Origin of the sequence: Pinirhizobacter sp., assembly GCF_036499745.1 — a bacterium.
Classification (GTDB): Bacteria; Pseudomonadota; Gammaproteobacteria; order Xanthomonadales; family Rhodanobacteraceae; genus Pinirhizobacter.
Genome location: NZ_DASYDG010000032.1, coordinates 22,160 through 38,502, shown reverse-complemented (window position 1 = coordinate 38,502; position 16,343 = coordinate 22,160). Strand labels below are relative to the sequence as shown.

At 64.9% G+C, this 16,343-nt stretch carries 15 protein-coding genes; 9 read left to right on the top strand and 6 right to left on the bottom strand.

Annotation, left to right across the window (positions count from 1 at the left end; all coding sequences use genetic code 11):
- Positions 1-2: 2 nt before the first annotated feature.
- A complete protein-coding gene (locus VGM61_RS12425; protein WP_331523142.1) occupies positions 3-1,766 on the bottom strand; it encodes a glutamine--tRNA ligase/YqeY domain fusion protein in 1,764 nt (587 codons plus the stop codon).
- Between the two features lie 86 nt (positions 1,767-1,852).
- Here VGM61_RS12425 and VGM61_RS12420 point away from each other — a divergent pair, with 86 nt between their 5' ends.
- Together VGM61_RS12420 and VGM61_RS12415 are read left to right on the top strand one after the other, a co-directional pair.
- Positions 1,853-2,125 (top strand): DUF2007 domain-containing protein, encoded by a 273-nt coding sequence (locus VGM61_RS12420; protein ID WP_331523141.1) that lies wholly within the window; start codon positions 1,853-1,855, stop codon positions 2,123-2,125.
- Positions 2,126-2,183: 58 nt separating this feature from the next.
- Positions 2,184-2,702 (top strand): adenine phosphoribosyltransferase, encoded by a 519-nt coding sequence (locus VGM61_RS12415; RefSeq protein WP_331523140.1) that lies wholly within the window; start codon positions 2,184-2,186, stop codon positions 2,700-2,702.
- Here VGM61_RS12415 and VGM61_RS12410 read toward each other — a convergent pair.
- Together VGM61_RS12410 and oxyR are read right to left on the bottom strand one after the other, a co-directional pair.
- Positions 2,696-3,295, bottom strand: coding sequence for a hypothetical protein (locus VGM61_RS12410; protein WP_331523139.1), 600 nt, complete (start codon positions 3,293-3,295; stop codon positions 2,696-2,698). The two genes, VGM61_RS12415 and VGM61_RS12410, sit on opposite strands and share 7 nt — an antisense overlap.
- Positions 3,296-3,302: 7 nt before the next feature.
- Positions 3,303-4,220, bottom strand: coding sequence for a DNA-binding transcriptional regulator OxyR (oxyR, locus tag VGM61_RS12405; RefSeq protein WP_331523138.1), 918 nt, complete (start codon positions 4,218-4,220; stop codon positions 3,303-3,305).
- Positions 4,221-4,338: 118 nt separating this feature from the next.
- On the opposite strand from oxyR, the gene VGM61_RS12400 reads away from it, so the two are divergent.
- Both VGM61_RS12400 and VGM61_RS12395 read left to right on the top strand, forming a co-directional pair.
- The gene (locus VGM61_RS12400; protein ID WP_324351442.1) at positions 4,339-4,878 is read left to right on the top strand and encodes a peroxiredoxin; all 540 of its coding nucleotides are present in this window, start codon (positions 4,339-4,341) and stop codon (positions 4,876-4,878) included.
- A gap of 126 nt (positions 4,879-5,004) precedes the next feature.
- Entirely contained in the window at positions 5,005-5,544 is a 540-nt protein-coding gene (locus VGM61_RS12395; protein ID WP_331523137.1) for a carboxymuconolactone decarboxylase family protein, read from the top strand.
- A gap of 70 nt (positions 5,545-5,614) precedes the next feature.
- Here the strand turns inward: VGM61_RS12395 and VGM61_RS12390 are convergent, their stop codons facing one another.
- The 3 genes from VGM61_RS12390 to VGM61_RS12380 form a co-directional block, all read right to left on the bottom strand.
- Positions 5,615-6,889 (bottom strand): polyhydroxyalkanoate depolymerase, encoded by a 1,275-nt coding sequence (locus VGM61_RS12390; protein WP_331523136.1) that lies wholly within the window; start codon positions 6,887-6,889, stop codon positions 5,615-5,617.
- Between the two features lie 70 nt (positions 6,890-6,959).
- Positions 6,960-7,700 (bottom strand): class I SAM-dependent methyltransferase, encoded by a 741-nt coding sequence (locus tag VGM61_RS12385; RefSeq protein WP_331523135.1) that lies wholly within the window; start codon positions 7,698-7,700, stop codon positions 6,960-6,962.
- 62 nt (positions 7,701-7,762) lie between these two features.
- The gene (locus tag VGM61_RS12380) at positions 7,763-8,251 is read right to left on the bottom strand and encodes an RDD family protein (RefSeq protein WP_331523205.1); all 489 of its coding nucleotides are present in this window, start codon (positions 8,249-8,251) and stop codon (positions 7,763-7,765) included.
- 50 nt (positions 8,252-8,301) lie between these two features.
- On the opposite strand from VGM61_RS12380, the gene xerD reads away from it, so the two are divergent.
- The 5 genes from xerD (at position 8,302) to VGM61_RS12355 (ending at position 15,909) form a co-directional block, all read left to right on the top strand.
- Positions 8,302-9,234 (top strand): site-specific tyrosine recombinase XerD, encoded by a 933-nt coding sequence (xerD, locus tag VGM61_RS12375; RefSeq protein WP_331523134.1) that lies wholly within the window; start codon positions 8,302-8,304, stop codon positions 9,232-9,234.
- 122 nt (positions 9,235-9,356) lie between these two features.
- A complete protein-coding gene (locus VGM61_RS12370) occupies positions 9,357-10,136 on the top strand; it encodes a DsbC family protein (RefSeq protein ID WP_331523133.1) in 780 nt (259 codons plus the stop codon).
- Positions 10,137-10,227: 91 nt separating this feature from the next.
- Positions 10,228-14,091, top strand: coding sequence for a phosphoribosylformylglycinamidine synthase (gene purL / locus VGM61_RS12365; protein WP_331523132.1), 3,864 nt, complete (start codon positions 10,228-10,230; stop codon positions 14,089-14,091).
- Complete coding sequence (locus tag VGM61_RS12360; RefSeq protein WP_331523131.1) at positions 14,069-15,034, top strand: glycosyltransferase family 2 protein; 966 nt, start codon at positions 14,069-14,071, stop codon at positions 15,032-15,034. The genes purL and VGM61_RS12360 overlap by 23 nt, the downstream gene beginning before the upstream one ends.
- The gene (locus VGM61_RS12355; RefSeq protein WP_331523130.1) at positions 15,031-15,909 is read left to right on the top strand and encodes a DMT family transporter; all 879 of its coding nucleotides are present in this window, start codon (positions 15,031-15,033) and stop codon (positions 15,907-15,909) included. Before VGM61_RS12360 ends, VGM61_RS12355 begins: the two co-directional genes overlap by 4 nt.
- Positions 15,910-16,343 lie beyond the last annotated feature (434 nt).

Below are 16,343 nucleotides of genomic sequence, written 5' to 3'. Positions count from 1 at the left end.
GGTCATCTCCCGGCCTGCTTCGCCCAGCTGTCGCGAAGGGTAACCACGCGGTTGAAGACGATCCGTGAGGGCGCGGCGTGGTCGTGCGAATCGGGCACGAAATAGCCCATGCGCTCGAACTGCACGCGCTGGTCCACGGCGAGGGTGGCGGCGGCCGGTTCCACATAGCCATGCACGACGCGCACCGATTCGGGGTTGAGGTGGTCTTCGTAGGTCTTGCCGTCGCTGTCGTCGTCGGGGTCGGCCACGTTGAAGAGGCGGTCATATAGCCGGATCTCGGCCGGAACGCCATGGTGGGCACTCACCCAGTGGATGGTGCCCTTGACCTTGCGGTCGGCGCCGGGCATGCCCTGGCGGGTTTCCGGATCAAGCGAACAACGCAGCTCCACCACGGCCCCGCCGGCGTCCTTGATCACTTCATCGCAGCGGATGATACCCACGCCACGCATGCGCACTTCGCCCTCGGGTTTCAGCCGGTGGAAACCCTTCGGCGGTACCTCTTCAAAATCTTCCCGCTCGATCCACACGCTGGCGCTGAAAGGCACCTGCCTTGTACCGAAGGATTCATCCTTCGGATGGTTGGGAAAGGTGAGTGTTTCCTCGTGGGAAGCATCCAGGTTGGTGAGGGTGACCTTGAGCGGATCCACTACACCCATGCGCCGTTCGGCGCGCGAGTCGAGGTCTTCGCGCACGCAGCCTTCCAGTACCCCCAGGTCGATCATGCTGTTCTGTTTGCTCACGCCGATGCGCTCCCAGAACAGGCGCAACGCAGCAGCAGTAAAGCCGCGGCGGCGGATGCCTGCGATCGTGGGCATGCGCGGATCGTCCCAGCCGTCGACGAGTTTTCCCTGCACGAGGTTCAACAGCTTGCGCTTGCTCATCACCGTGTAGGAAATGTTGCCGCGCGAGAATTCGATCTGGCGGGGCTTGCTGGGAACCGTGGGCAGGCCGGCCTCGACAAGGTGCTGCCACAGCGCTGGATGGTTGACCAGGTCAACCTTGTCCACGCACCAGTCGTACAACGGGCGGTGATCTTCGAATTCCAGCGTGCACAGTGAATGGGTGATGCCTTCAAGCGCGTCGGAGAGGCTGTGCGCGAAGTCGTACATGGGGTAGATCGGCCAGGTGTCGCCGGTGTTCTGGTGCGTCACCTTGCGAATGCGATAGAGGGCCGGATCGCGCAGGTTGATGTTGCCGGCGGCCATGTCGATCTTCGCGCGCAGCGTCTTTGCGCCGTCGGCGAATTCGCCTGCGCGCATGCGGCGGAAGAGGTCGAGGTTTTCATCCACACCCCGGTTGCGGAAGGGCGAGTTGCGCCCGGACTCGGTGAGCGTGCCGCGATACTGGCGCATGTCCTCGGGCGAGAGATCATCGACATAGGCGTCGCCCTGCTGGATCAATTTTTCGGCGGCCAGGTAGAACACGCCGAAGTAGTCCGAGGCGTGGCGAAGCTCGGACCAGTCGAAGCCGAGCCAGTGCACGTCGTGTTTGATCGCATCGACGAAGGCCGGGTCTTCCTTGGCGGGATTGGTGTCGTCCAGGCGCAGGTTGCAGGCGCCGCCGAATTCCTGGGCCAGGCCGAAGTTCAGGCAGATCGCCTTGGCGTGGCCCAGATGCAGGTAGCCATTGGGCTCGGGCGGGAACCGTGTGTGGATAAAGGTGTGCTTGCCCGTGGCCAGGTCCTCGCGAACGATCTGCCGGATGAAGTCACGGATTTCGCCCGTGGCGTCGTCGGTGGGGCCGGTTGGCAGGTGTTCGGTGGACATCGGTTCGTGTTCCAGGAGGACCTAAGACAAGCCTTCGATTCTACCCGGTCTTGCGCGGCATGGCCGCCGCGCGCTAGCGTGCAGCCATGCACATCGTCTATCGCGCCGTAAACATCTTCGACGCCCACCTGGTCAAGGATGCGCTCGAACGCGCCGAGATCCCGGCCTTCGTCAGCGGAGAGCTGCTTACCGGGGGGATCGGGCAGTTGCCGGTCTGTGACTTGCTGAACGTGATGGTGCCCGAGGCCTGTGCGGCCGCGGCCGAGTCGATCGTCCGCGCGGTAGATGCCGACCTTGCCGAGGCCCGCGCGGTGGCCAGTAGCGGCGACCTCGATTTCCCGGGACTGCTTCCCGTCTGAGTGTCACCGTCCTCGGTTATCGTGGGCGGGTCCCTCCCCACCACGATGAAGCCTTGCGATGGATGAGATCGAAGCGCTGGTCCGGCACGTGCCGGACTTCCCCCGCCCCGGCGTTGGATTCAAGGACATCACGCCCCTGCTGGCCAGCCCCGACGGCTTTGCCCGCTGCCTCGACCTGCTGTGCCAGCCATGGCGCGGCGCAGGCGTGGAGGTGGTCTGCGGCATCGAATCACGCGGCTTCATCTTCGGAGCTGCGATGGCGGCGCGGCTGGGAGCTGGATTCGTGCCCCTGCGCAAGGCGGGCAAGCTGCCGCCGCTCACGGTCGGCGTGGATTACGTGCTCGAGTACGGCATGGATCGGCTCGAGGCGCGCATCGACGCCCTGCGCCCGGGGCAGCGCGCGATCATCGTGGATGACGTACTGGCCACCGGCGGCACCCTGGAAGCCGGACGCCGCCTGGTGGAGCACTTGGGCGCCACGGTGGTGGGCGGTAGCGTGGTGATCGAACTGACCGCGCTCAACGGGCGGGCCCGCTGGCTGGGCGAAACCCCGCTGCACAGGCTTTTGAGCTACTGAACCACGATTGATTCGACGTAGATGATCTCGCACGCCCCCGCGCCTGAGTCGGTGCGACTGAGCGAGGTGTGCCACCCGTAGCCATCGCGGCGCTTGATGTCGACCAGGAAGCCTTCCACGTGCACCACCTGGCCCGGACGGATCCGCCCCAGCGCGCGTTTCACGCCGTCGTCCGCGGGGATCATGTGCATGTTCGCGCTCGATGCCACGATTTCCCCCTGGGGAATGGGAAATTGTTCGACGTGCCAATAGTAGAACCGGCCCGATTGGGAGATCTCGATGCGGCTCAACACCGATGTGTCGGACATCCGCCCCCACCCCATGGCAAGGTCCACCGGCACGATGGAGGCGAGGTCGTCGAAGGCATAGTCCTCGCGCGAAAGCACGCGGGCTGTCATCGAGAAATGGGCTCGCGTGGTCAGCACGACATCGCCGCGAACCAGGCTGGTGCCCTGGTCCTGGTCAAGATCCACCTGTACCGGCGCATCAGGCGCCAGCACGCCCGGCCCCGGATGGGCTGGGCGCTGATGCCACCAGTGAATCGCCCCTAAGACGACCACGACGGCCAGCAGGATCAGCACGATGCGCCGCATCGGATGGTCAGACGGCGATGTCGTGGTCGTCGAAGAGGTCGGCTGGAAGAGCGCGGATGACCTCCGCCACCCCATGCAGGAACGCCCCGGCGGCCGAGCTCTTGCGCCAGACCATGGCGATCCGGCGGCTCGGCGCGGGCTCGGCGAAGCGCAGCAGGCGCACGTGCCCGGTCTGCGCCACCGGCGGTTTCACCGACAGCGCCGGCAGCAGGGTAATGCCGACATTCGCCGCGACCATCTGGCGCAGTGTTTCAAGGCTGGTGGCGCGGAAGCCGGTCTTCTCCGTGGCACCGGCCATGTGGCACACCTCCAGCGCCTGGTCACGCATGCAATGTCCATCTTCGAGCAACAGCAGGCTCTGGTCGGCAAGATCGTCCATGGTGAGCTTGCGCGATTGCGTGAGCGCATGCTGCTCGGGCACGGCCAGCACGAACGACTCCTCGAAGAGGAATTCCGTATGCAGGCTGTCATCGTGCAGGGGCAGGGCGAGGATGCCGGCGTCAAGCGAACCTTCTCGCAGCATGTGCACGATCTGGTCGGATTTCTCCTCGCGCAGCAGCAGTTCCAGACGTGGGTAGCGCTCGCGTACCCGGGGCACGATGTGCGGCAGCAGGTAGGGGCCGAGCGTGGGGAAAATGCCCAGCCGCAAGCTGCCTGATTCGGGATCACGCGTGCGCTGGGCGATGGATTTGATCTGGTCGACCTCGGCCAGGATGCCACGCGCGCGACGGGCGATCTCCGCGCCGACTTCGGTAAGCAGCACATTGCGCGGGGCGCGTTCGACCAGTGAAACGCCCAGTTCGTCTTCCAGTTTCTTGATCTGGGTGCTCAAGGTGGGCTGGCTGACGAAACTGGCGTCGGCCGCGCGGCCGAAATGCCTGTGCTGGGCCAGGGCGACGAGGTATTGCAGGTCTCGAATATTCATAGTCTTAGTCTATCATAACTATACAAACAATTGATTTGCTGTATGTGAAGGCAGACGGTATAGTTCTCGTCTGCCGCATCACTGCACCCATTTCCCCAACCCTCCAGGAGTGCCACCCATGCTGAGCATCGGCGACAAGTTTCCCAAGTTTGACCTGACGGCCACGGTTTCGATCGAGAGCCTCGACAAGGCTTTTGCCCAGATCAACAACGACACCTACAAGGGCAAGTGGACCTTGGTGTTCTTCTACCCGAAGGACTTCACCTTCGTGTGCCCGACCGAGATCAAGGGCTTTGGCGACCTCAACAGCCAGTTTGCCGACCGCGACTGCCAGGTGCTGGCCGCCAGCACGGATTCTGAGTTCGTACACCTTGCCTGGCGCAAGGACCACAAGGATCTGCGCGACCTGCCGTTCCCCATGCTCGCCGACATCAAGAAGGACCTGACCTCGGCCCTGGGCATCCTGTCCGATGAAGGCGTTGCCCAGCGCGCGTCGTTCCTGGTGGATCCGGAAGGCATCATCCGCTTCGTCTACGTCACCGATGGTTCGGTGGGCCGTAACCCGGCCGAGGTGCTTCGCGTGCTGGACGCACTGCAGACCGACGAGCTGTGCCCCTGCAACTGGAGCCAGGGCGAAGAGACGCTCAAGGTAGCCTGATGTAACCGTCATGGGTCGCGCGCAATAGCTCCCTCCCCCGCGCGACGCGACCCACCCGAAGGGCGGCAAGGTGATCGCTTTGCCGCCCTTTTTTTGTCCAGAATTTACCTGAGGAGAAGAATTGACATGAGTCTTGCCGACCTCCGGGGTAGCCTCCCCGACTATGCGAAAGACCTCCGCCTGAACCTGGATTCGGTACTGACCGAAGCCGGCGCGCCGGGCCTTACCCAGAAGCAGATCGTCGTGATCGCGTTGGCCTCGGCCATTGCCTCGCGCCATGAGCCGCTCACCGCGGCGGTAGCCGAAGAAGCGGCTAAACATGCCAGCGCCGAAGAACTGGCCGGTGCGCGCGCTGCCGCCGCCATCATGGGCATGAACAATATCTACTACCGCTTCCTGCACCTGGTGGGCGACGAGGAATATTCCACGTTGCGCGCGGGCTTGCGGATGAACGTGATGGCAAACCCCGGTGGCGACAAGATCGACTTCGAACTGGCATCGCTTGCAGTGTCGGCGATCAATGGCTGCGGCAAGTGCCTTGAGTCTCACGAGAAGACCCTTCGCAAGCATGGCCTGTCGGCGCAGCCGATCCAGAGCGCCGTGCGTATCGCCTCGGTGGTGCACGCGGTGGCGGTGGCGCTGGAGCAGGCGAAGGCTGCCGGCTAGTTAATGAACTCAAGCACGTGATCGCAGCGAAGGCCTCGAGGCCGGGTTGTCGTTAAGTAGAAGGCCCGCGTCAGCGGGCCTTCTTTTCGACCTTCGCGCGGGCTGCGTCCGCCTTGGCGATGAATTTCCTTACGTCGGGATAAACCACTTCGCGCCAGCGGCGGCCGCTGAAAATGCCGAAGTGCCCGGCGCCCTTCACCGTGATGTGCTTCTTGTCCTTCTTCGCGATGCCGGTGCACAGGCCATGCGCGGCCTGGGTCTGGCCCTGGCCGGAAATGTCGTCCAGTTCGCCTTCGATGGTCAGCAGCTTCGTGCCGCCGATGGCCGACGGTGTCACGCGCTCGCCAGCCACGTCCCATGTGCCACGGGGCAATCGGTGTTCCTGGAAAACCACTTTGATGGTGTCCAGGTAATACTCCGCCGGCATGTCGAGCACGGCATTGTATTCGTCGTAGAACCTGCGGTGTGCATCGGCGTCGTCGAGGTCGCCGCGGCGCAGGTTTTCGTAGAAGTCCCAGTGTGACATCAGGTGCCGGCTTGGGTTCATCGCGATGAATCCGGCGTGTTGCAGGAAGCCTGGATAGACCTTCCGGCCCACGCCTGGATATTGCCACGGCACTTCATGGATCACCTGGTTGCGGAACCACGACAGCGGCCGCGTGGTAGCCAGGTCATCGACGCGGGTGGGGCTTTCGCGTGTATCGATCGGCCCGCCCATCAGGGTGAGCGACAACGGCGTATCCTCGCCACGCGCGGCCATCAGCGACACCGCCGCCAGCACCGGTACCGTAGGCTGGCACACCGACACCACGTGCAGGCGGCGCGCGCCGATGTGCCGGATGAACTGCTCGATGTACTGGACGTAGTCATCAAGACTGAATGTGCCTTCGTCCATCGGCACCATGCGTGCGTCGACCCAGTCGGTGACGTACACCTTGTGGTTCTGCAGCAGCGTCTGCACGGTGTCGCGCAGCAGCGTGGCGTGGTGTCCGGACAGCGGCGCCACCACCAGCACGACAGGGTCGTCCTTCAGGGCATCGATGACATCGGGCTTGTCGCTGAAGCGCTTGAAGCGAAGGAGCTTGCAGAATGGCCGGGCCAACGACTCCTGCTGCACGATGGCCACTTCCTGGCCCTGCGCATGCACGCTATGGATATTGAACTCGGGTTTTTCATAATCCTTGCCCAGGCGGTACATCAGTTCGCACCCGGCTGCCGCGCGCTGCGCGCCCGGCAGCATCGACAGCGCACTGCCGGCATCGCCGAACATGCGCGCGCTTGCTTCCGCCCAGTAGTTGAGCGGACTCAACATGGTGCGTTGCCATTCGTGCAGGAGGTAGAGCATCGACGGATTCACGGCCCTTGGGGGTGGCGCATTCTAGCCAGAAATGCAGGCCACCGTGCGTAACTGCCGTTCACGCAGCGCTTTTTTTACAGACCAGCAGGATTTCATCAACGCCCGTGGTGTCGATCATGCCGGGTTTAATGTCCAGTTTCCCCGCAAACCGCAGGCCCAGCGGCATGAACACGCGGTTGTACCACCACATGGCCCGGTCTCGCTGGTGGGTGAGAAAGTGCTGTCCCCAGGCCAGCAGGCGCGGCGATGACGGTTGCATGCCGTAAACGGCGCTGCGTTCGACGGTGAAGCCATGGGCAAAAAGCTTGGCCACGATGACGTCCGGCTCGTAGCGCCGGCAATGGCCGACGAATTCATCGAAAGCGTTCCAGGCCGATTCGTGCAGCGGTACCGACAGCAACAGATAACCGCCCGGGGCGGTGACCCGGGCAATTTCCGCGAAGGCCGCGTCGTCATCGAGCACATGTTCGACGATATCGAAAGCGCAGGTGAAGTCGAATGAAGCATCGGCGAAAGGCATGGCGCCGATCAGGCCGTGCGTGGTGCGCGCGCCGTGGTTGGACAGCTGGCGTAGCGCTGACTGGCTGAGGTCGAGGAATTGCGTGCCGTCCAGGGGCAGGCGGGGGCGCAGGCCGGGGGCCACCTCAAGGCGGCGTGGTGCGATCACGGCAAGTTCCTGCACCAGCGGCCAGGTATTGAACCGATCCGGGGCCACGAGCTTCGAATCCCGCCAGAGCGGTTCGTAGAACTCGCGGTTGCTGCGGATGAGTTCCGCTTCGCTGGTAGCGTGCACCGTCATGCCCTGCAGTGTGCAAGCCGCGGACCCCTGGCGTCTACCCGGAGTTTCCCTGTGCATGGAATTTACGCCAGGCGAGCCAGCATGCTGCCCGAGGCGATGTCGTGAAGGGCACGTCGACGTGGATCGACCAGCGCGGGCAAGAGCCACAGTGCCCAGCCGACCACCGGCGCCCACAGGGCCCAGCGCATGGTGCCAAGCATGAATATTCCCAGCCCCAGGAGGGGCAGCGCGCCCACGGTGAGTCGAACCAGGGCACGTCCCACGGGCAGCGGCGCGCCCTGGTCGGTACAGGCACGGATGCGCCACGGCCGCATGCCCAGGGTCTGGCCGCCACGGGTCCACGACACCAGGAAGTACGCCGCCACGACCAACCCCTGCAAGGGTTGGTACCACCAGGCGATCTGAGTGCCGTCAGTGACATGCCCGCCAGTGGCCAGCTGGCACAACAAGCCCACCACCATCACGATCGCCGTTACCGCCAGCGCGTCGTAAATGATGGCGCCGACGCGGCGCGCGAGGGATGCAGGCATGGGTTCGGTGGTCAAGGGCATTCCGGGCATGGGGCTTGCCGGGCAGGATGTAAGGCCACAGCATGCAAGGCATGAAGCAGCCAATCGCCGGCGACGAGCGGGTCGCCATTATCGCCCACGACGATGCGCAGGCAATCGCCGCCTTCGTCGAGCGCGTGTGGTCCGAGGACGGTTTGGCCGACCGCACGCTCGAAGCCTACCGCCAGGACCTGGAAGGCCTGGCCCGCTGGCTCGCCACCCGTGGACGCAACCTGGCCGTGGCAAGCCGCGAGGATCTTTCCTCGTATCACGCCGCGCAGCCGGTGTCGGTACGCAGCATGGCGCGCCGGCAATCCTCCTTCCGGCGTTTCTACGCCCATCTGGCGCGCAATGAACCCTCGCGCGAGAACCCCACGTTGCTGATGCAACGACCCAAGACTCCGCGTGGCCTGCCCAAGGCCCTGGCCGAGCGTGAGGTCGAGGCCTTGCTGGGTGCACCCGATGCCGGCACGCCACTGGGGCAACGCGACCGTGCCATGCTGGAGCTGATGTACGCCTCGGGTCTGCGCGTGTCCGAGCTGGTTCAGCTGTCGCTGGGCAACTACAACCCCCGGCAGGGCGTGCTGCGTGTCACCGGCAAGGGCGGCAAGGACCGCCTGGTACCGGTGGGGCAGGTGGCGCAGGAGCAGATCGACCGCTACCTGTCGACGGTGCGGCCGCTGCATCTGAAGCCCGGCTCGCGGCCCGACCCTCTATTCCTGTCGGTGCGCGGGCAGGGCATGACACGGCAGATGTTCTGGACCATCGTCAAGCGCTACGCGCTGGTGGTCGGTATCCTGGCCCGGCGTGTCTCGCCCCACGTACTGCGTCACTCGTTTGCCACACACCTGCTCAACCATGGCGCGGACCTGCGCGCGTTGCAGATGTTGCTGGGCCACAGCGCGCTCAGCACCACGCAGATATATACCCTGGTTGCCCGCGAGGGGCTGAAACGGCTCCACGCCCAGCACCATCCGCGCGGCTGATGCGCATACCGGGTGTGCGACAATGGATGCCCGCAGGCCGTGCAGGACGCACGACGCCGGGTTCGCAAGGGGTGTCGGGCCTCCCGGTTGCGCGGGAAGCCCCGGAAAGCTGGAGTTTTTTGATGTTGAAGACAACGCTGTTCACATTCGCCGCCAGCATGGCCCTGGTGGCCTCGGCGCATGCCGCCGACGGCAACGAGAAAACCGTCCGCGACGCCGTGCAGTCACTCGGCCACGACATCCAGGTCGACAGCGTCGAGCCCTCGCCCATGCCAGGTGTCTACCAGGTGATGGCATCCGGTCGCCTGGTCTATGTGAGCGCCGACGGCAAGTTCATGATGAATGGCGACATCATCGACATCGGCAAGAAACAGAACCTCACCGAAGCGGCCTGGGCCAGCACGCGCCGCGCGGCGTTGGCCAAGGTGGACGACAGCCACAAGCTGGTGTTCGCACCGGCCAAACCGAAATACACCGTCACCGTGTTCACCGATGTCGACTGCGCGTATTGCCGCGAGCTGCACAAGCACATCGATGAATTCAACAAGCAGGGCATTGCCGTGCAATACCTGTTCTGGCCGCGCACGGGTGTCAAGACCACCGCCGGCAACGACACGCCCTCGTACACCCGCGCCGTATCGGTGTGGTGCGCCGCCGACCGCAAGGCCACGTTCAACGCGGCGATGAAGGGTTCGGATGTCGGCAAGGCCAGCTGCACGAATCCCGTGGCCGACGATTTCGCCCTTGGCGAGAGGCTGGGCGTTTCCGGCACGCCCACCATCATGTTCGAAGACGGCACCACCATCCCCAGCTATGTCACTCCCGACCAGCTGCTGGCCGCCCTGCGCCAGCGCGAGGCGGGAAAGCCGCTTGACGTGAGCACGGCCGGCGGCAGCGATTGACGTCCCTGTGCGCCGGGTGCGGAAACGGCGCCCGGTGCTGCCTTGCAGCATGCTGTAGAATGGCGGTTTTCCCCTTGTCCTTCCCGCTCGCATGATCGCTCTCGACGGGCAAAGCGCCCTTTCGCCATTTCGCCTGGAACGCCTGAACGCCCGCCTGGATGCCTTGCACCATGGCACCCGCGTCCAGGCCGCCTGGCACGTGTATTTCGTCGACGCTGCCGTCGCACCGGCGGGTGAGATGCGCGCCCGGCTGCTGCAGGTGCTCGAAGCGAAGGACACCACGCCGGAACCGGCCACCTTCTGGGTCGTGCCGCGTCTGGGCACCATTTCGCCGTGGTCAAGCAAGGCCACCGATATCCTGCATGGCGCCGGATTCGATATCCACCGGGTGGAACGTGGCATGGGCTGGCTGATCGCCGGCATGCCCGACGCAGCCCACGCCGACCACCCCTCGTTGATGGCGGCGCTCCACGACGCCATGACGCAATCGGTGCTGTCGTCGATTGATCTGGCCAGCGGCCTGTTCCTGGCCGGCAAGTCCGGTCCACTCGGCCGCATCGAGCTTGGGTCCGATCCGAAGGCCGCGCTTGCCGAGGCCAATCGCACGCTGGGCCTTGCCCTGGCAGACGACGAGATCGACTACCTCGTTGCCAACTACGCCGAGCTCGGCCGTGCACCGACCGACGCGGAACTGATGATGTTCGCCCAGGCGAACTCCGAACATTGCCGCCACAAGGTATTCAACGCCTCGTGGACGGTGGATGGCGAGCCACAGGATAAATCCCTGTTCGCCATGATTCGCAACACGCACGCGCACTCGCCCGCGCATACGCTTTCCGCCTACAGCGATAACGCCGCCGTCATCGCCGGCAATACGGGCTTCCGCCTGATCGCCGATCCGAAAGACAACATCTGGCGTCGTCACGAAGAGTCGATGCCCTACGCGATCAAGGTGGAGACGCATAACCATCCCACGGCGATCGCGCCCTGGCCGGGCGCGGCCACCGGCGCCGGCGGCGAGATCCGTGACGAAGGTGCCACCGGTCGCGGCGGCAAGCCGAAGGCGGGCCTCACCGGTTTTTCCGTGTCGCACCTGCGCATCCCGGGCCTGCCGCGTCCGTGGGAAACCGACCGTCCGTTGCCACCGCGCATGGCATCGGCCTTCGAGATCATGCGCGACGGTCCGCTCGGCGCCGCTGCCTTCAACAACGAGTTCGGCCGGCCTGCGCTGGGTGGGTATTTCCGCACCTTCGAGATCGAGGGCGGCACGCCGGGTTTCCGGCGGGGCTATGACAAGCCGATCATGATCGCCGGCGGCCTGGCCACCTTGCGACCGGGCCTGGTGCAAAAGCATGAACTGCAACCCGGCAACAAGGTGATCGTGCTCGGCGGCCCCGCCATGCTGATCGGCCTGGGCGGCGGTGCGGCGTCATCAGTGGCATCGGGCAGTTCCAGCGCGGAACTCGATTTCGCTTCCGTGCAGCGCGACAACGCCGAGATGGAACGCCGCTGCCAGCAGGTGATCGACCAGTGCTGTGCGCTGGATGATGCCAGTCCCATCGTCAGCATCCACGACGTGGGCGCCGGTGGTCTCTCCAACGCGATCCCCGAATTGCTCAACGACTCCAGTGTCGGTGGCGTGATCGACCTGGCCGCCATTCCCTGCGACGACCCGCAGCTCTCACCGATGCAGGTGTGGAGCAACGAGTCGCAGGAACGTTACGTGCTGGCCATCGAGCCTAAAGACGTCGAGGCCTTCCTTGCCATGTGCGCGCGAGAGCGCTGCCCGGTGGCCGTGGTGGGTGATGCCACGGCCGAGCGCCGACTGGTGTTGCGCGATTCGCGCGACGGCGCGGTAGCCATCGACTTGCCGATGGAAGTGCTGTTCGGCAAGCCGCCACGCATGCACCGCGACGCCACGCGCAAGAAGCCGCGTATCGACCTGGTGCCCGATCTATCGGGCATCGGCATGGACGAAGCCCTGCGCCGCGTGCTGCAGCTTCCCACCGTGGGCAGCAAGAACTTCCTCATCACCATCGGCGATCGCACTGTCGGTGGCCTCAATGCCCGCGATCCGATGGTCGGCCCGTGGCAGGTGCCCGTCGCGGACTGCGCCGTCACGCTTTCGGACTTCGATGGCTACACCGGCGAGGCCATGGCCATGGCCGAGCGAGCCCCCGTGGCCCTGCTCAGCAGCGCTGATGCCGCGCGCCTTGCGGTGGGCGAAGCGATCACCAACCTGGCTGCCGCGCCGATCGACGACCTGGCCCAGGTGCGCCTGTCGGCGAACTGGATGGCCGCCGTAAACCATACCGGCGACGACGCCGCCTTGTTCGACGCGGTCAAGGCGGTGGGCATGGAGCTTTGCCCGTCGCTGGATATCGCCATTCCCGTCGGCAAGGACTCCCTGTCGATGCAGACGGAGTGGACCCACGAAGGCGTCCTCCAGCGCACGGTGTCGCCGGTGTCGCTGGTGATTACCGGGTTCGCGCGCGTCAGCGATGCGCGCCGCGTGCTTACGCCCCAGCTGCGCATGGACCGGGGCGATACCGAGTTGTGGTTGATCGACCTTGGCGCCGGTCGCGACCGCCTGGGCGCTTCGGCGCTCAGCCAGGTGTTCAATCGTCTCGGCGGCGTGCCGCCCGATCTCGACGACGCCGCCAAGCTCCGTTCGTTCTTCGAATTCATCCAGGAAGCCAACCGCTGCGGCCTGCTGCTGGCCTACCACGATCGTTCCGACGGTGGTGCCATCGTCACCGTGCTGGAAATGGCCTTCGCCGGCCGCTGTGGCCTGGAGATCCGCCTGGACGGCTGGGCCGAGGCTACCTTGCGTGCCCTCTTCAACGAAGAGCTCGGTGCCGTCGTGCAAGTGGCCTCTGCCAATCGCGAGGCCTTCGAGGCCCTGCTGGTGAAACACGGCCTGGCGGCTATCAGCCACCCGATCGGCCGGCCGAAGGAGAAGCTCGGCATCAAGCTGTACCTGGGCGGCGATACGCTGTTCAAGTGGAACTGGACGGAACTCTTCTCGCTGTGGAACGAAACCAGCTACGCCATGCAGCGGTTGCGCGACAACCCGCAGTGCGCCGATTCCGAAAGCGAGTGGCGGCGCGACGATGCCGATCCGGGCATCACGACCAAACTTACCTTTGATCCGGCCCAGGATATTTCCTCGGCGTACCTCAACCTGGGCAAACGTCCGCGGGTAGCAGTGCTGCGCGAGCAGGGTGTGAACGGCCAGGTGGAAATGGCCGCCGCCTTCGACCGTGCCGGTTTCGAGGCGGTCGACGTGCATATGTCCGACCTCGCCGCAGGCAGGACGACCCTGGACGGCTTCCGCGGCATGGCTGCCTGCGGCGGGTTCTCCTACGGTGACGTCCTGGGCGCCGGCCGCGGCTGGGCTACGTCCATTTTGTACAACACCCTGCTGCGCGACCAGTTCGAGGCCTTCTTTGCCGAGCCCAAGAATTTCTCCCTGGGCGTGTGCAATGGCTGCCAGATGATGTCCCACCTGAAGGACATCATTCCCGGCGCCCAGAACTGGCCGTTCTTCCTGCGCAATGCGTCCGAGCAGTACGAAGCGCGCCTGGCTACCCTCGAAGTGCTCGAGTCGGACAGCATCTTCTTCAAGGGCATGGCAGGATCCCGCATCCCGGTGGCAGTGGCCCATGGAGAGGGCCGCGTTTATTTCCCCAACGTCTGTAGCCCGAGCAAAAGCCATGGTGCAGTGCGTTTCGTGGATAATCGTGGCCGACCCACCGAAACCTACCCCCTGAACCCCAACGGTTCCCCGGGTGGATTGGCGGGCTTTACCGCAGCCGACGGTCGCGTCACCATTCTCATGCCGCATCCGGAACGGGTGTTCCGCAGCGTGCAGATGAGCTGGCACCCCGAAAAATGGGGCGAAGATTCCCCGTGGATGAGAATGTTCCGAAATGCACGGACCTGGGTGGATTGATTACGACGCGCCGCCGGCGAAGGGTGAATTCGGCGACTGGCGCACTGAAAAACCCACCACCTTCAAGCGCTCGTCGTCGAGTCGGACGATTCCTACGTGCAGCGTGGTGGTGGTATCGGCCGATAGCGGGCAGTCGCTGCGTGAATGCGTGCGCCGCATCCTGGCCAGCAACCTCCAGGTTGAACTGATCCTGGTCGATAACGGCTCGGACGATGGCCAGCCCGAAGCCGTGGAACGGGCCTTCCAGAACGAAGATCGCCTGCGCGTGGTCTACAACCGCGCGAACCTCGGCTTCGGTCCGGCGGCCAACCGTGGGGCGGCGATGTCACGCGGCCGTTTCATTGCGATCGTGAATCCCGATTGCCTGCTCGAACCCGATGACCTGCCCCGTATGGTCGACATCGCTACCAACGACCCCGACACCGGGGTGGTGGGTGCCGTGGTCTGCGACCTGGAAGGCAAGCCCGATCCAGCCTCGCGACGCCGCGATCCCACGGTCGCCCGGGTGATCAACACCATGCTCAGGCGCAAGGGGCGGGGTGTGGCCGTGCCCGGTCCGATGCCCGACAGGCCCGCGCCCGAAGAAGCCGTATCCGGTGCCCTGATGTTGTTCCCCCGTGCCGTGTACCAGCGCGTTTCGGGCTTCGACGAAGGTTATTTCCTTCACTTTGAAGATCTCGACCTCTGCCGCCGCCTGCGCGATGCCGGCTATCGGGTGATCCTTGCCGGCAATTTGCGTGTGCAGCATGGCAAGGGCGGCTCCAGCCGGCACCGTCCGGTGTTTGTCAGCCGCTTCAAGCACCGCGGCATGTGGCGGTGGTTCCGCCAGCACGATGCGCTTTCGCGCAGCCCCGTGTTGTCGGGTTTCGTCTGGCTGGCGATCTGGGCGCATTTCGTCGTGACCGCGCCGTTGCTGTGGCTGCGGCGCCGACGCCGGCAGTGACCTCCGGGCGCGACCGCGCGCTGGCGCCGACGCTTGGCCTGTTACTGGTTACCGCGGTCTGGGGCTCTACTTTCGCCCTGATCAAGGGCGTGGTCGGCCGCATGAGCGTGCCCGATTTCCTCGCTGTGCGATTTACCGTGGCCGCGCTGGTGATGCTGGTGTTGTTCGTTCGGCCCGTGCTGCGCATGGATCGCGGCCAGTTGCTGCGCGCGCTGGCGCTGGGTGCGCTCTACGGCGTGGCGCAGCTGCTGCAGACATGGGGCCTGGCGCGTATAAGCCCGAGCGTCAGTGGCTTCGCCACGGGCATGTATGTGGTCTTTACCCCGTTGCTTGGCTGGGTGTTGCTGAAGGAGCGTACCCCGCCGGCGACGTGGGTGGCGGTGGTGGTGGCAGCGGTCGGTCTGGGCCTGCTTGCACTGCACGGCTTTGAGCTGGATACCGGCGTGATGCTGACGCTCGTATCCGCCGCGCTTTACGGTTTGCACATCATCGGGCTGGGCCGCTGGTCGCGAAAGGGCGAAGCGTTCGGCATGTCCGCGGTGCAAATGGGGGCGATCGCGCTGGTGTGCCTGCTGGCCACATTGCCGCACGGCCCGTCTCTTCCGCCAGACACATCCGCCTGGATATCCGTGCTGTATATGGCGCTGGCCGCCGGCGCCCTGTGCATGCTGGTCCAGACCTGGGCGCAGGCGCACATGAGCTCCACCCGCGCGGCCATCGTGATGACACTCGAACCGGTGTTCGCCGCGGCGTTCGCCATCGCGCTGGGCGTGGACGTGTTGGGTTGGCGCACGGTGGTGGGCGGTGGATTGATGCTCGGCGCGATGTACATCGTGGAACTGGGGCCGAAGCGGAATACGCACCAGGTGTTGTAGGGCCCGATTCGCGCTGCACCATGCTCGGACGGACCGGGCGAATGAACCATCCAGGCATTTCTGCCTGCCGACCCCAGTCACCTCATGGCGTTCGTGACCGGTTAGCCAGCCGTGGATCACTTCCACGCGATCCGATGGTTCATCCGTCCTGCGCTGACTCGAGGCGGACTCCGCCACTCCGCCTTTCGAGACCGGGGTGGCGGGCGAGCCAGGGTGGAAACCGCAGATGAGGAGACGGTCGGGTCGAAACCCGCCTGGCCGCCCACCATAGATAGCGGGGAGCCACGGGTACCGCAGGATTGCCTGCGGTACCCGGCCTCATCTAAACGGGTTTCCACACCCGACCGCCGGGTGTTGCCCCGACGGCACGCGAATGATCCCGGATTCCACGCTCCGCATCCATAGTAAGCGTCGCAAAGTTTTCACCGACATCC